At 64.3% G+C, this 14,909-nt stretch carries 10 protein-coding genes and 1 tRNA gene; 1 reads left to right on the forward strand and 10 read right to left on the reverse strand.

Annotated features, from left to right (window positions below; translation table 11 throughout):
- Window positions 1–78: 78 nt before the first annotated feature.
- The 8 genes from bcsQ to ASC83_RS09485 all read right to left on the reverse strand — a co-directional run bounded on the left by bcsQ (window position 79) and on the right by ASC83_RS09485 (window position 11,861).
- The gene (bcsQ, locus tag ASC83_RS09455) at window positions 79–870 is read right to left on the reverse strand and encodes a cellulose biosynthesis protein BcsQ (protein WP_056061109.1); all 792 of its coding nucleotides are present in this window, start codon (window positions 868–870) and stop codon (window positions 79–81) included.
- A gap of 13 nt (window positions 871–883) precedes the next feature.
- Entirely contained in the window at window positions 884–1,066 is a 183-nt protein-coding gene (locus tag ASC83_RS23925) for a hypothetical protein (protein WP_133246241.1), read from the reverse strand.
- On the reverse strand, window positions 1,063–2,883 hold the full coding sequence (locus tag ASC83_RS09460) for a BcsE family c-di-GMP-binding protein (protein WP_162245487.1): 1,821 nt from the start codon (window positions 2,881–2,883) through the stop codon (window positions 1,063–1,065). Before ASC83_RS09460 ends, ASC83_RS23925 begins: the two co-directional genes overlap by 4 nt.
- 1 nt (window position 2,884) lies before the next feature.
- Window positions 2,885–6,811, reverse strand: a complete 3,927-nt coding sequence (locus ASC83_RS09465; protein WP_056061114.1) for a cellulose synthase subunit BcsC-related outer membrane protein — start codon at window positions 6,809–6,811, stop codon at window positions 2,885–2,887.
- Window positions 6,799–7,953 carry a cellulose synthase complex periplasmic endoglucanase BcsZ gene (bcsZ, locus tag ASC83_RS09470; protein WP_056061117.1) on the reverse strand — a complete coding sequence of 385 codons (1,155 nt, stop codon included), beginning with the start codon at window positions 7,951–7,953 and terminating at the stop codon, window positions 6,799–6,801. The genes ASC83_RS09465 and bcsZ overlap by 13 nt, the downstream gene beginning before the upstream one ends.
- On the reverse strand, window positions 7,946–10,321 hold the full coding sequence (bcsB, locus tag ASC83_RS09475) for a cellulose biosynthesis cyclic di-GMP-binding regulatory protein BcsB (protein WP_235509346.1): 2,376 nt from the start codon (window positions 10,319–10,321) through the stop codon (window positions 7,946–7,948). Before bcsB ends, bcsZ begins: the two co-directional genes overlap by 8 nt.
- Before the next feature lie 496 nt (window positions 10,322–10,817).
- Window positions 10,818–10,893, reverse strand: a tRNA-Lys gene (locus ASC83_RS09480).
- An 83-nt stretch (window positions 10,894–10,976) separates the two neighbouring features.
- Window positions 10,977–11,861 (reverse strand): NAD(P)-dependent oxidoreductase, encoded by an 885-nt coding sequence (locus ASC83_RS09485; protein ID WP_056062115.1) that lies wholly within the window; start codon window positions 11,859–11,861, stop codon window positions 10,977–10,979.
- Window positions 11,862–12,071: 210 nt separating this feature from the next.
- Between ASC83_RS09485 and ASC83_RS09490 the strand changes: the two genes are divergently transcribed.
- A complete protein-coding gene (locus ASC83_RS09490) occupies window positions 12,072–12,953 on the forward strand; it encodes an alpha/beta hydrolase (RefSeq protein WP_056061120.1) in 882 nt (293 codons plus the stop codon).
- Window positions 12,954–12,986: 33 nt separating this feature from the next.
- Here the strand turns inward: ASC83_RS09490 and ASC83_RS09495 are convergent, their stop codons facing one another.
- Together ASC83_RS09495 and ASC83_RS09500 are read right to left on the reverse strand one after the other, a co-directional pair.
- Window positions 12,987–13,964, reverse strand: coding sequence for a GMP reductase (locus ASC83_RS09495; RefSeq protein WP_056061124.1), 978 nt, complete (start codon window positions 13,962–13,964; stop codon window positions 12,987–12,989).
- A 204-nt stretch (window positions 13,965–14,168) separates the two neighbouring features.
- Window positions 14,169–14,894 (reverse strand): hypothetical protein, encoded by a 726-nt coding sequence (locus tag ASC83_RS09500; protein WP_056061126.1) that lies wholly within the window; start codon window positions 14,892–14,894, stop codon window positions 14,169–14,171.
- Window positions 14,895–14,909: the final 15 nt, after the last annotated feature.

Genomic DNA, 14,909 nt, shown 5'->3' on the forward strand with positions numbered 1-14,909 from the left:
CCTTGCGAGTGGGCACCAGTGCGTCCGCTTGTTCGGTGGCCGGGGTAGGTGTGGTGGTGCCCGAGGGCGCCTGGTCTGTCATGGTGCAACCACTCCAGCTGCGGGCGCAGGCAGCGGCGCCAACGGAGGCACTGCCGACAGCCAATGGAAGATGCCCTGGAGATCGTGCGCGGACTGTGCATGCGGTGCCATGCCGTTCACGCATTGCGATGCGGCCAGTGCACGTGAAAGGTTCTCGTCTTCATGCACGGTATAGGGCAGCAATTGGCTTCCCCACTGCTGGCGCAATGTGCTGAGCGCCTCCCGTTGCGATACGCGGCGCGGGTCAAAACGCGTGACTGCGATGCCCTGCACGTTGGGCGTTGCTGGCGACGCCTGCAGCATGGCGCGTACGGCGTCCGTGCTGGCACATCCGCGCGCAGACGCTTCCATGACCACCAACACCGCATCTGCGCAGCGCAGCGCCGCCTGGGCCAGCGGCGAAGGCCATTGCGGTGTGTCCAGCAGCACCGTGCAATCCTCTGGCACGTCGAGCAGTTCCACCTGGTCTTGCAGCCACTGTGGGTTGGCAGCGAGCAACTGGTGGAGCGTCGTGATGGTTTCTGGTGCCGCTGGGCCAAAGGGCAGAACGCAGACGCCGTCCGTGTTGTCGAAGCTGCCGTCTGCCCACCAAGAGCCTGTGGCAGCAAGTGCTGCCCATCCCTGACTGGCGGGGCGGGGCATGCCCAGGTGTATGCCCAGCAGATTCTGGGCGCAGAGTTCTACGGCCAAGGTGTGCTGGCCTTGACGGGCACCAATGGACGCCAGGTGGGCGACCATGGTGGTGCGCCCGGACCCGCCGAGCGGCGAAACGACAGCAATCACGCGCATGCAAACTCTTTGTTCATGGGGCTTTGGTCATCCCACCTTTTGGGGTAATGGGCGATTCGCTTTGCGGAAGGTTTGGCCGATAGGGCTGCACGCAGCGTAACGGCTGGCGCGCCTTCAGCACGCGGCGCAGCAGCCAACCACACGGCCAAGCCAGCAAGACACCCAGCAGCACGTAAACAAGCATCCATGCCGTCATGCAGACGTCCTTCCAAGGGGGCGTGGCGCGGCGCGCTGTCCGATAGGGCGTGGTCGCATTTGCGGTCTTGTCACAACGAGCGGCGAGGCCGCGGACTGTTGGTTCTCTATGTTGGTGTGCTTTGGCAGTGCCAGCGCATCCTCTCTTAACTGCGCCAAGGGCGTGGCAGGAGGAGCCTCCAGGGCGGCAGGTGTGGGGGCGCTGACTGTTGCCAAGATGGCACTGTAGTCAGGTACGCCCTTGCGCAGGGATTCTTGCAACTGTTCAGTCATCGCGCGTATGCCCGGCGCTGAGCAGTCCGTAGCTTGCGAAGTGAAAAGCTGGGTCAGCGGCAGCGCGAATACCCGTTGCAGTGCCAGCTCTACATCGGGCTCCCGGCAGGCGAACAGGAACACGTAGATCGCTTCGTGGTCGGCCGTGAACAAGTCGCCATCGCGCGAGGTGTGGCAGGCGCGCAAAGCATCGAGGTGCGGCATCCGGTCCAGCATGTTGAGCCGTACTAGACTGTGCGACAGGCCAATGTCATGGGTGCGGTCGAGCATGCCGCGTACCAACGTACAGAATCGTCCCGGGGCCTGGTAGCCCCGCTCGCGGGGGGGCATGAAGCTGTCGAGCGCCTGAGCGTAGTCGGGGTGGACTTTGCGGGTGTGGCTCTGAGCGTTGATGTCCTGCAGTAGTTGCAGCAGTCGCGAGAAACCCACCTCTTTGTAGACCACCGCGCTGGCGCCCAGTTGCAGCATTGCCTGTTCGCTGTGGGTGCGCAACTTGCCGAGGTTCTCGCGCACCACAATCTTGAGCGTTGGGGGGCGCGAGAGACGCAGGTGGTGCACCAGGCGTGCGCGGGATTCAAAATCGCCCGCAGAGCCCGCGTCGATCAGCACCGTGGAGGCCACGCAGGTCGCAGCAGCCACTTCGATGTCCTCCAGCCCATCGACGATGCGCCAGTGGCCAGGGATACCGCGTTGCCCCTCCACCGATGCACGGGTGGCCAGCACGCCCCATTGGTCGGCTGCAGTGACCAGTTCGGGGGTGGCGCCTTGGGTGCGCGTGCCGTCGGCAGTCAGTCGGTGTGTGCTGGCGTCTTGCACCAGGCCAAAGCCGGTCTGAAACAGCGCCCCGGTGTCCGAACCCCAGCGGTCCAGGCTCAGGCGCCAGCGGTCAGCGTCGGCATGCAAGGTGGCGATGTGCATGGACATCTGGCACAGGTTGCGCAGCGTTGGCAAAAGGGCGGTGGCATCGAGCGGCGGGGTGAACCCCAGTACCACCGGGCGCTGCCGTTGACGGCACAGGGCGCTGAGCTGGTCGCTGACATGTGCGAGTTGGGCAACGTTCAGTCCGGACAGCAGGTTCTGTGCGTCCCACAGATACAGCGCGTGCTGTGGCAGCAGGCCGGTCTGCTCAAGCTCCTGCACGAGTGGACTGAGTCCATGGCGCTGTACTTGCGCCTGCAACCCAGACGATAGCACCCAGAGCTTCAGCCGACCAGCGCGGTAAGCCGCTCGCAGCTCGGGGTACTCCAGCAACTCGTCCAGCCACTGTGTGCTGGACGCCACGAGCCCCAAGGGGCCAGCGGCCAAAGCGTCTTCGATCAGCGCGGGGAACCATGCTGCAGCACTTCTGCTGTCGGCGGCAACCAGAGACACGGGCACATGGGATGGCAACTGGCCAATGCCGTCTGGCAGGCCTGCGATACCGATGCTTGTCGGTCGCTGGATGGCGCTGGCTGTACCCAAAGAGGGCCAAAGGTGCTGGGCGAGCGCGTGCAGCACACTTGTTGCAGGTGGGCTCTTGCGTGGGGATGAAGGGGCGGGGAACATGTCAGAAGCTGGAATAGGTCTGCACCGGCCGTGGGCGGTTGTCCAGTGGAGCGTTCCCGGGCTCAAAGCGGTAGCGGCCATACACCATGAAATTGGTGGGCGCGTAGTAGGCCGAGCGATCCAGCTCCAGCTGTGCACCCAGTGCGAGATGGGGTGTGACCTGGTATTCCAGTGCCCCCCGGAACGAACGCCCGAAACCCGAGCCCGAACTGCCCGCGTACACCGGAACGCCACCGTCGGCCGCCAGCCGGGCACGCGCCAGTGCCTGCAGGAGTGCGCTCTGCGGAAAATAGTCGCTGTCGCCACTGCTACTGCGCGATACAGAGACGGACCCGCGTGCCAGCCAGGTCAGTGCGCCGCGGCGTCCACTCCATTCCAGTGGCAGGGCGACGGATACGTAGTTGCGTGGGCTGTAATAGCCGCCGTGGCCGAAGCTGAATTCGGACAGGTCTTTGCCATAGTGCCAAGCTGAGACGGCAACACCGAGGTTGACCACGCTATCGTTGTGGCGCCATACATCGCGGTCCAGTGCCCAGCGCAGCTGGGCGCGGGTATTGGTTGCCACATTTTTTCCGGTGAGGGCGGCCAGGCTCAGGCTCAGCGAGGTGCTGTAGGGCCCAATGTCGGTAGAAAGACGGCCTGCAGCGCCCGTTGCTACCACGCCGCCCCATACCTGGCCTGTGATGGGATCGCGTGCCCCTGCGTACGACAGCAGGCTGCCAGTGATGGGGCGCCGATACGCTTCGAGTTTGTAGCTATAGCGGCCCAGATCGCCGGTTTTGGACAGGCCCCCTACGACATTGGTCACCGGAAATCCAACCCCAGTGGTTCCGATGTCCCACTGGACATCGTCTCCCACATAGCCGAAACCCAGGTTGGTGCCCTGGCCCCGTTGGCGTCGCTCGGTGGCAAAGGAGGACCCGGGTGGTAGTGCCGCCACCTGCCCGTAAGTGAGCAGGTCTGGACCATCGGCGGGGAGATCGCCTGCATCCAGCTGCACCCGATCCACGTGCAAGAAATAGTGCCCGTCGTAGGCACGCGGCATCCACGCCACCACAGGACGTTCCCAGCCGCGCAGGCTGGAGATTCCGTCCGTGGAGCGCTTGCTCAGCGCCTGGTGTCCCGCTTCGATCCGAGGCTGACGCCGTGCCTCGATGGCATCGATCTCGCCCTGGATCTTGGCAACGACGGCCGGGTCGGCGGGGACGGACAGTGTGTAACTCTGCTGGAGAGCCAGTGGTCGGTCGGAATCAATCGGCACCGGGGCCTGGCTTTCTGGGGCCGTTGCAGCAGGGGGGGTGATCTTTCCGCGCGTCTCCAGCATGAGCGCACTGCGGAAGAACACCATGGCCTGTGCGTAGTTGCGGTTGGCCCGCTCCAGGCGCGCTGCATGCAGCAGCACGTCACTGTCTTGCGGAAAACCGTCCAGCAGACGGGTCGCCAATGCACGCGCTTCGTCCATGCGGCCAATACGTTGCCAGATGCGTAGCAGTGCCAGTTGCTGCCCCACATCGCTCGGAGGGATGCGGTCTTTCAACCAGTCGGCCTCATTGGCCGCAGCCCGCCGGTCTCCGGTGTCCTGCAGTCGTGACAGGGTGTCCGCCAGCGCCATGCGAACAGACAGATCATCCGGTTGTGCGGATGCCAAAGGCTTGAGCAACTGGGCGGCATCGGCATATTCGGCTGCAGCCATGAGCAACCGTGCCTGGGCTAGGCTGCGTTGGCGTGGTGTGGAGAGTGTGTCCGGCAGGGGTGTCGCCTGGCGTGCCAGGCGCGAGGCTTCGTTGGTACGTCCGGCCTGCCGCTGCTTCTCGATGAGCCGCTCTTGGTGCGCTGCATACAGCGCTACCAGCCGGTCTTCCTGCTCCGCGCTCCAGCCCTTGGCTTGCAGCAGACGAGGCAATTGCTCGGCGAGGCCGGCATCGTCCTCCGCCCGGTTGAGCAGCTGTGCGTAGTCCAGCTGCGTGTCTGGCGCCAGCGTGGGGACACGCGCTGCCAGGCGATGGAAGACTGCCACGCCCCGCGCGGGCTGTGCGCGGCGAAACCAGGCATTGGCAACGCTGTAGAGCAGGTCTGCTTCATTGCCTGCTGTCCGTTCCGCTTGCTGTAGCAGTGCCTCGACTTCAGCTGCCGGCAGGGGTTTCAGGGCCTGAGTGACGAGCGACTTGACCTGAGAGCGCCGCACCAGCGAGCGCATGGCGTCTGTCTGATCGGCGGAGCGTATCCGCTGCATGTCCGCGAGGGCAGCGCTGTCTTCGTCCAGGGCAGAACGTATCAGGGCGCGGGCATACAACATCTCGGCACCGACGGCGCCGGACGGAATACGCGCCACACCCTCATCCATGGCGTGCAGTGCTTCTTGGGGGCGGCCCAGGCGTATGTAAATACGTGCGAGGCGGTGTCTTATCCAAGCATCGTCGGGGGTCAGTACCACTGCCGACTCCAAGGCACGCAGTGCGGGGCCCAGGCGCTGGGCCTGCAGGTCGTCCTCCGCCTGGGCCACCAGCACGTCGGCCTGGGCACTGGCGAGTTTTTCTGAGAGTGTGGTGTCACGTGCGGCAGCCTCGGCCAGCAGGGACAGCGCTTTGGTCACCCGCCCGGTGCGGGCATAGAGACTTGCCAGGCCTTTGATGGCGGAGGTGCTGTTGGGCTCCTGTTGGATGGCTTGTTGGTAGAAATTCTCTGCCAGCGCATGGTCCCCTTGCAGGTCGCGAATGCTCGCCAGGGTGGTCAATGCGTCAGCACTTTGGGGTTGCATCTGCAGCGCGCGTTCGGCCAGGCTGGCTGCCGTGACCAGTTCGTTCTGTTCGACGGCTCTGTCGGCCTGTCGCAGCAGTCCCCAGAATCTGGCAGTGGCCTGCAAGTCCTTCCAGCGGCTCTGGCGTGTGAGCGCATAGGCCTGGCTGAAGAGGTCCTGCGCCTGTGCATGCTGGCCTTGGCGCAGTCGGATCAATCCCAGGTTTCCCAGGCTTTCTCCGTCCTGGGGGCGCAAAGCCAGCGTCGCCTGGACCTGCTCTTCCGCCAACTCCATATCACCTTGGTCAAGGGCAGTGCGCGCTGCCTGGCGGGCGATGTTGGCGGGGTCACGGGCCGCGCGCTCTGCGCGCTCGACCGCCTGTTGCATGGCGGCCAATCGTTCCACCATGGCGCTGTCAGCCGGGTAGCGCTGCAGAAATGCGCGCACGCGGGGCAGGTTGGCCGGGGTATTGGCCAGCCGGTCCAGGGCGCGACGCCAAAGGTCTTGCAGCTGTGGGGCGTTGGTATCGGGCTGCTTTGCCAGGGCCTCGATCTCCTGCACCACGGCCGTCGGGTTGCCCCCCTGGTACATGCGCAGCTCCAGTTGTGCCAGCCGGTAACGGGACTCCCCGGTCTGCTGGTACAGCCTGGCTAGCTGGCGCTGGGATTCGGTGCTCTGCTTGGCGGTGGAGCCCATGATCTGGTGGTATTCCAGCGCCAGTCCGCCGAGCGTGGGCGGGCCTTGCGGGAACAGCTCGCGCGCCAAGTCGGCGGCCTCGGCCTTGCGGCCTGCGCGCGCCATCAAGCGCATCTGGGCCAGTTTTTCGCGGTCGGGGCCATACACGCGTACCAGGGTTTCCAGTTCCTGGGTCAGCACATGGCCGGGGTGGCGTGCGCGCAAGGTGGCCAGCACGCGCTGGGCCTCGTCGCTTTTCTTTTCGCGCAGCGCTAAGTCGCCCAGCGTCGCCAGCCCTTCGGGAGAGTTCGGGTCCATGGCCAGCAGCTTGTCCACCAGCTGGCGGGCCATATCCGGCCGGTTTTTGCTGGCCCACAGGCGGGCGCCGCTGAGCAGCTCAGCTTCGATGGCGGGTGGGGTGCTGGCGTGCACGCCGTGCTGCCCGGGCAGGCAGGCGGCGGCGAGCAAGGTCAGGGAGGGGAGCCAGCGGTGTGCGCGGCGTTTCACGGTTTCCATCGCACAGTGAGTTGGCCGTTTGCAGTGAAGCGATATTGCCCCTCCATGGCGCCCAGCCCAAACAAGCCGAGCACCTGCTCGTAGTAGGCCGTGGGACGCAAGGGGCGGGCCTCCAGGCGCATGCGCTGCGATTGCAGGGTGCGGTCGTCGCCCACTGCCCGCAAAAATGGCAGGACTGCAGCCGAGAACCCGGAGGGGGCGGGGCCCGAGGCTTGGGCTGTCAGGATGTCGATGGACTCAGGCGGGTATCCCTGTTCGCGCACGAAGCGTGCCATAGGCTGCAGGGTATCCAGCAAGGCCTTGCGACCGGGAGCGTTGGCGTGCAACGTGCCCGCCCAAAGATAGACGCGGATAGCGTTGTAGCTGCCCTGGCCTTTTTCCTTGCCCTTGTCATCCACCAGAAAGCCCTGCTTAGGGTCGTACACGGTCCAGTCGGGCGTGAGGCCCTTGGGTGAAGCGCCCTGGATGACCTTGAGCGAGCTGTCCACCAGTTGCTTCCATTCGGGCTGTGGGTCCACTGCTGCCAGCCAGTGCATGAGGTGCATGGGCATGTAGCTGGGGTTCAGGCGCCAGCGTCCGTCCTTCTGTGCAAAGCCCTGGGGCGCTGGCAGAAGGGTCAGTCCCAGGCCGGGCAGTTGCGCGGTTTCTTCACGCAGGATGCGGGCCGCTAGCAAGGCAGAGAGTGCGCGGTAGGTGCGCACATTCCACAGGCGGCCTGCCTCGCCCAGCGCGTAGGCCATCCAGAGGTCGGCGTCCGAGGCGGCGTTGCTGTCGATGACACCCCAAGTGCCATCGGGGCGTTTACCCCATAGCCAGGCCGGGAGGCGGGCTGTCATATCGCCGTCGCACAGGTTGTTTTCCGTCCAGCGCAGCAGCTTGTCGAAGGTGGTTCGGTCATTGGCCACCAAGGCAAAGAACAAGGCGTATGCCTGGCCTTCGGAGTAGGTCTGTCCTCCTCCCGCATCATCCGAGATGACGCGGCCGCCTTCGTTGATGAACTGCGCCTTGAACGCTTCCCAGGCGGGCCACCCGGGGCGTTCTGCCGTGGATTGGGGTTGCGCGCGAAGGCCTGGCAGCCAGGACAGCAGTACAGCACCGCCGCCAGCCTGCAGGGCCGTGCGCCGACGAAGGGACTCAGTCATGCTGGGATGCCAGTCGGCGGCGCGCCATGGTGCGCAAAGCGCCATAAACGATAAAGGTCAGCAGAAGGCCGGTGGCGATGCCCGCCAAGGCCAGCAGCAAGGGGTGGCTGTGCAGGTGGAACCACAGGCGTTGCCACCATGGCAGGTCGCCCACGTAGTACACAGGCTTGATGCGGAAGCTTTCGATGGCGTCGCCGCGCATCAAGCCCAGATCTCCGCGCAGGCTCTTGATCTTGCCCGCATCGTTCAGACTCTGGCTGAGCAGCCCCATGGCTTCCTTGTCGGTGGCGGTGAGCGCCACCACGCTGCGACCACTGTGCAAGGGCGATTCAAAGCCGGTGACTGCTGCCAGCGGCCCTGTGCCTTGCAGCACAGCTTGCCCGCCTGAGGCGGACAGGCGGTGTTCGGATTCCAGGTTGAACAGTTCAATGAACGATCCCAGTGCGCGTTCCAGGGGCTGCACCGACCGGGCGCCAGCGGCCAGCAGCGCCGGCAGATGGTTCTTCCATTGCTCCAGCAAACCATCGGCGTCGGCCTGCGACACGATCAGGATGTCCGTGTCACCCGCCTTGTTGGCGTCCGCAGCACGCAGCAGCTGAAAGCGGGTGCCTGGATAGCCGGTAGAAGCGCTCATGCGGCCTACGGAGGTCAGGAAGACCTCGATGTCTGCGGTGCTGGGCTGGTTGGGCAGGATGATGGACGTCTGGGCCAGGTCGGGCAGCCGGGTGAACGGAAAGCCGCTGTTGGCATAGGCCGCCAGATTGGGCATGGCCAGGTAGTGGCGAAAACCCGTGAGGTCGATGGTGGACTGCGGATCGATGGCCGCAAACAGTTCGGTGGGCGGCGCGGACTTGCAACGGCCCAGGTCGTTGGGCGGGATCTGGAATGCGAACTGCAGCTGGTTGTCGCCGCCAATCATGAAGGCAGGAATCTTCAGGTCCGAACGGTTCTGGGCGTTCCCATCATCGAACAGGGGCAACATCACCGTGTTCTTGCCGCTGGTGCGGTCGTCTCGCGACTGCAGTGGATAGGACTGGATGAACTGGTTGTTGATAGAGATGTTCAGACTGCCATGGTCCGAAACGCTGCTGGGGGTGTAGCGATAGGCCAGGTCCAGCGGCACGCCTTTGGCGTTCCAGGTGAACAGGTCCGGGGCCATGCGGGTGTAGATGTTCACCGTGTCGTTGAGCACCGTGCCACGCAGTTGCAGGTCCGAAGGACTGCCCACCAGCTCGGCCAGTTTCACGGGCCTCTGGGTGGTGATCCAGCGAGGCGCGTCATAGGGCTTGGTCAGCGCGGGATAGTCCAGCGATTTGACAGCAATGGTTTGCCCGGACAAAACCGCTTTCCCCAGGGCCAGGGCATCTGCCGCCATCTGCAGCTGAACATCGTCTTTGCCCAGCACCAGCAGCAGTTTGGCGCCTGGCACTTCGGGGTGGTTGACCACCGAGATCGTGGGCTCGGTCACAGGTGCCATGTCCTGCAGGAACGCGGGACGGTGGCTGTTGGTGGCCAGCACCACGGCGTGCGAGCGGGGCAGCTGGTTTTCCAGCACCGGGAACTGGTTGCCTCGGTAGCCTGCCAGCATGCCAATCCAGCTGGCGATGGAGCCTGACGCCTTGAGCGTACCGGTGCTGGGTTGATTGCCGAACACAAACGGCAGCTTGACGGGGCGGTTGTCCCGGGGGTCGAAAAACGGCGCAGGCAGCAGCGCGAGGTCATTTCGCAGAGGGATCTGCCGCAACGAAAGCTCCAGCTGGCTGTCGTTGCTGATGGTTGCCCACAGGCTGGAATGGGTTGGCGTCTCACATTCCATCGTGTAGTGGCCGATGAACTGGAAGCGGAACCGGTTGTAATCCGTGAAGTAGCGCGGGTCGATGTTGAGCTCGACCGTCTGCGGGGTGCCCAGGCGCTCCTTGTCCAGCACCACGGTCTGCAGGGTTTCGTCATTGAGCATCAGCTTGAGATGCGACAGTGACGGGATCAGCGCAGGTGACAGTGTGAAGGTCAGGCGCAGCTTGGCGGCTTCGACGATCTCGTCGCGCCGCACCCCCACACCCACACTGGCCTCACTCTCCACTCCTCGCAAAGAAACAGGGCGCCCCACGCCCAGTTCCTTGAGGCTGACTTTCCACTGCCGTGCGGGCAGCGTAGGAGTGTCCGATGGGCTGGCTCCGATCGCGCTGTCGTTGGCCTGCACTGCGCGTGCTGACTCGCGCTCCTGGCGGGTCTGAGCCTTTTCCTTGGCCGCAGCGCTGCGGGCCTTGCTGGTCTGGGCGTTGGCTTGCGGGGCGGGGGCTGAGATCAGCCCGGCAGTGATCAGCGCGACAAAAAGAGGGAGCGCGCGGGTTGCAGATGTGGATTTCACAGTGTTCTTTTTTGCTGGCTCGTACCTGAAGGATGGGCGCATCGGACCCATGCCTGGGTGGTGTCACTTGTATGACAAAGTGTATCGATGGGGCCGGGTTGTGCCGCTTCGCAGGACATTTGTTTGCAATTGCTTTGCCAGCAGTGTTGTTGCCCGACTGCAGCAGGTACGTGAAGAGTGATTGCCTGGATTCATGGTTCGAAAAAACGGTGCGCGTCTGTAGCTCTGGCTGGTCACCATGGCATGGCGGATGGCATGCTGCCTGGCGGGCTGACGGCGGACAGAACACGCGGTGGTTCTTGCAAAGACACATCCGTTGCCACCCGTGGAAGGTGGACACCGGGGCCGTGGGCCCCAGGCGGCCAGACGATGGTGCTGCCGGCAGACGACTCCGGGCCATGGGGCCGGGTTGCCGCGAGCGGAGAAACAATCGGTCTGGAAACAAAAAAGCCTGCTACTTATGGGTAGCAGGCTTTTTGTGCCTTGCGGCTTGATTTGGTGGGTCCTGAGTGACTCGAACACTCGACCTACGGATTAAGAGTCCGCTGCTCTACCAACTGAGCTAAGAACCCAAATCTTTAAAATTTGTCTGCATCACTGCAGAGCCTCGAATTATGCACTAGTTTTTGGACACTCTGCAAGTCGCGCCCAAAAATTATTGCATTGCGTTGCGGCTGGCCAGCTCGACGAAGAGGCCGCTGTGGTCCAGCTCGCCCAGGCCGTGGTCCACACCCTCGGCATACAAGGCCTCAAACAGGGCTGTGATGGGGGCGTCGAAACCTGTTTCCCGGGCGGTGGCCAACGCATTGCGCATGTCCTTCAGTTGGACCGCCATGCGGCCCCTGGGGGCGAAGTCGCGTTCCACCATGCGCTGGCCATGCAGCTGCAGGATGCGGCTGTCGGCAAAACCGCCGCTAATGGCCTCGCGGACCTTGGCCATGTCGGCACCACCCTTGGCGGCAAACAGCAGCGCTTCGGCCACGGCGCCAATCGTGATGCCCACGATCATCTGGTTGGCCAGTTTGGCCAGCTGCCCGGCACCGTGTGGCCCCACGTGCGTGGCGTGCCCCAGGCAGGCAAACACGGGCTGGGCGCGGGCATAGTCCTCGGGCCTTCCGCCGGCCATGATGGCCAGAGTGCCGGCTTCGGCGCCAACGGTGCCCCCGGATACCGGTGCATCCAGGTGGGTCAGGCCCAGCTCACCCAGGCGGGCTGCGTGGTCACGGGCCTCGCTGGGCTGGATGGAGGCCATGTCGATGAAAAGAGCACCCGGGCGCATTGCCCGCGCGGCGCCCTGTTCAAAGAGAACCTGGCCCACGACAGGACCGTTTTCGAGCAGGCTGATGACAATGTCCGCGTCCTTGACGGCATCGGCAGGGCTGCCGTGCACGGTGACACCCCATTGCGCCAGCGGTTCTGCTTTGGCGCGAGTGCGGTTCCATGCGTGCACCCTGTGGCCTGCTTCGCTGAGCCGCCTGGCCATGGGCAACCCCATCATGCCAATGCCAAGAACGGCGATGCGAAGCGGTGTGGTGGTCATGGCGTTGTTCTGCTGCAAAGAGGGATACAAGGGTGTCTCTGTTGTCATCATGTGCCTTTTTGGCGCTCCAGTCTGTCACGGAGCTTGCAGCGTATGGCGATTGGCCAGATGATTCTGCAGCGCCAGCGCCGTTCCTGCGTCTGCCGAGCCTGTTGGCCGGGCTGCGGTATGGCACCGAAGGCAGCCCACATAACTCGGAGACCCTTGCCCATGACCTTGCCCCTGTACGACCCTGCCTGGCTGGAGCGCATGTACAACAACCGCGCCCTGGTCCCTGACCACATGGACTACTTCGAGCGTTGGGCTCAAGACTCTGCCCAGGTGCGAGCCACTGTCCCCTGTGCGCTGGATGTGGCCTATGGCACGGGTGCCGGGGAAACCCTGGACGTGTTTCCGTCCGCCCGTGCCGGGGGTGGGCCGGTGCCGGTGCTGGTGTTCATTCACGGCGGTTACTGGCGGTCACTCGACAAATCGGATCACTCGTTCATCGCACCGCCTTTCACCCAGGCCGGGTTTTGTGTGGTGGTGGTGAACTACGCGCTGTGCCCGGGCACCCCCGATGCGCCGGTGACCATTCCCCACATCGCGCGGCAGATGGAAAAGGCGCTGGGCTGGGTGTGGCACCAGATCGCCGCCCATGGTGGCGACCCCCGGCGGATCACGGTAGCAGGGCATTCTGCCGGCGGGCAACTGGCGGCGCTGCTGCTGACCAGCGTGTGGCCGCTCATCGGAAAGGGTTTGCCAGATGGCCTGGTGCGCAATGCGCTGTCGATCTCGGGGGTGCACGACCTGGAGCCCATCATGCACACGCCCATGTACCAGTCGGTGTTGCACCTGACCGAACAGCAGGTGCTGCAATGCAGCCCCGCGCGCTTGCTGGAGCCGCCCACCGGCAGGCTGTATTGCGCCGTCGGGGCGGATGAAAGCCCCGAGTTCCTGCGCCAGAACCAGCTCATGCAGGATGCCTGGGGCAGCCATTTTGTACCCCGCAGCGTGGCCTTGCCGGGGTTGAACCACTTCAGCATCGTCGATGCCCTGGCCAAGCCCGGGCATGACCTGCACCACATGGCGCAGAACCTGCTGCGGGCCTGATGACCGGGCGACGATCCGCGCCAGGGTGCTGAATTACATCAGCAGATGTTCGCCTGCGTTGTCGCCGCCCAGGATCACATAGTTCACCTTGCGCACGTCCATCAGCTTGGTGCCGCCCGCGTAGCTGATGGAGCTTTGCACGTCCTGCTCCATCTCGATGAGCGTTTCGGCCAGTTTGCCTTTGATGGGCTCCAGGATGCGCTTGCCTTCGACATGCTTGTATTCGCCCTTGTTGAAGTCACTGGCCGAGCCGTAGTACTCCTTGAACAGCGCGCCGTCCACTTCCACCGTCTTGCCGGGGGATTCCTCGTGGCCCGCAAACAGCGAGCCGATCATCACCATGCTGGCGCCAAAGCGGATGCTCTTGGCAATGTCACCGTGGCTGCGGATGCCCCCGTCGGCAATGATGGGCTTGGTGGCCACGCGGGCACACCACTTGAGGGCCGACAGCTGCCAGCCGCCCGTGCCAAAACCGGTCTTGAGCTTGGTGATGCACACCTTGCCCGGACCCACGCCCACCTTGGTGGCGTCGGCGCCCCAGTTTTCCAGGTCGATGATGGCTTCGGGCGTGGCGACGTTGCCAGCAATCACAAACGACTGCGGCAGGTGCTTTTTCAGGTAGCCGATCATGTTCTTCACGCTGTCGGCATGGCCATGGGCAATGTCGATGGTGATGTACTCGGGCGTGATGCCCTGTGCCACCAGCTGGTCCACGGTGGCGTAGTCGGGTTGCTTCACACCGAGCGAGATCGATGCATAGCAGCCCTTGGCATGCATATCCTTGACGAACTGGATGTTGTCCAGGTCAAAGCGGTGCATGACGTAGAAGTAACCGTTCTGCGCCATCCAGGTGCAGATGGTTTCGTCCACCACGGTCTTCATGTTGGCGGGCACCACCGGCAGGCGAAAGCGGCGACCGCCCAGCTCCACACTGGCGTCGCATTCCGAGCGGCTTTCCACGCGGCACTTGCGGGGCAGCAGCAGGATGTTGTCGTAGTCGAAGATTTCCATGAGATTCCAAGCTCCATAAAGGGACGCCGCCAAACGATTTCGACGGCGGTGGGCGCTTGGCTGTCAGACCGGCTTTGCGGGAGTGGACGTGACAGTCACTCCGAACCCTGCTGAGCGCAGGCACAAAAAACCGGGCGTCAAGAAACTTGGGCCCGGTGATTGATTCTACCCGCCTGCCAAAGGGCCGTCATAACGGCACCGGTATTACCTGCATACGGATTGGGCGGCCGCCACGATGCTGCCCGAGGCATCCTGCACCCAGCCAACCAGATGCAGCCTGTCGGCCTGTGCGCCATCGGGGATGCGCATAGAGCGGGTTTCCATCCATGCCCACGGCTTGCCCTTGCTGCGTGCGGGCCGCTGTGCCAGGGGCCAGGCACCCTCGAACTGATTGCGTACGATGTAGCGGGGTACAACGGTGCCGTCAGTACCTGCGGGTATGGCCTCTACCAGCAACAGGTAAAAGGCGAGGGGCGTGGCAGTCGCAGTGCGCTGTGGCGCCGCAGGGGAGGGGGTGAAGGCGATGCCTGTGCCCACATAGTCATTGAACGCCACCCCATGGGCCACACGCAACCGGCCACGCGCGGCTAAACCGACCTGGGTGACGTACACATCGGTGGAGATGGGGGGCTTGCGCCCCAGGGTTTGCAGGCGGGGCAGCGCGTCGGTCGAGGCCGCAGCCGACAGGGGGGCGTCGTCGCCCGCCTTGCCCGGCACGATCCAGTCCAGCACCACGGCACCTGCCTTGGCTGACGGTGCCGGGGCGGCCGCATCGCCCCAGCAGGACTCGCAGTCGGCGCTGATGAAGCGCTCGAACACGGCCACAGGCCTGGGTGTGCCGTCGCTGCTGCAACTGGCCTGGGCCATCGCCTGGGGGGCGTGCGCCAGGGCCAGCCACAGGCTGGCCAGGGTGAGGGCAATGTTTTTCATGGTGCGAGGCGGCGT

It is taken from the genome of Acidovorax sp. Root402 (genome assembly GCF_001425125.1).
Lineage (GTDB): Bacteria > Pseudomonadota > Gammaproteobacteria > Burkholderiales > Burkholderiaceae_C > Acidovorax > Acidovorax delafieldii.

Coding starts and splice junctions, on each gene's coding strand:
- bcsQ (WP_056061109.1), bottom strand. CDS start 870: ATGCGCGTGATTGCTGTCGTTTCGCCGCTCGGCGGGTCCGGGCGCACC.
- ASC83_RS23925 (WP_133246241.1), bottom strand. CDS start 1,066: ATGACGGCATGGATGCTTGTTTACGTGCTGCTGGGTGTCTTGCTGGCT.
- ASC83_RS09460 (WP_162245487.1), bottom strand. CDS start 2,883: ATGTTCCCCGCCCCTTCATCCCCACGCAAGAGCCCACCTGCAACAAGT.
- ASC83_RS09465 (WP_056061114.1), bottom strand. CDS start 6,811: ATGGAAACCGTGAAACGCCGCGCACACCGCTGGCTCCCCTCCCTGACC.
- bcsZ (WP_056061117.1), bottom strand. CDS start 7,953: ATGACTGAGTCCCTTCGTCGGCGCACGGCCCTGCAGGCTGGCGGCGGT.
- ASC83_RS09485 (WP_056062115.1), bottom strand. CDS start 11,861: ATGACCACCACACCGCTTCGCATCGCCGTTCTTGGCATTGGCATGATG.
- ASC83_RS09490 (WP_056061120.1), top strand. CDS start 12,072: ATGACCTTGCCCCTGTACGACCCTGCCTGGCTGGAGCGCATGTACAAC.
- ASC83_RS09495 (WP_056061124.1), bottom strand. CDS start 13,964: ATGGAAATCTTCGACTACGACAACATCCTGCTGCTGCCCCGCAAGTGC.
- ASC83_RS09500 (WP_056061126.1), bottom strand. CDS start 14,894: ATGAAAAACATTGCCCTCACCCTGGCCAGCCTGTGGCTGGCCCTGGCG.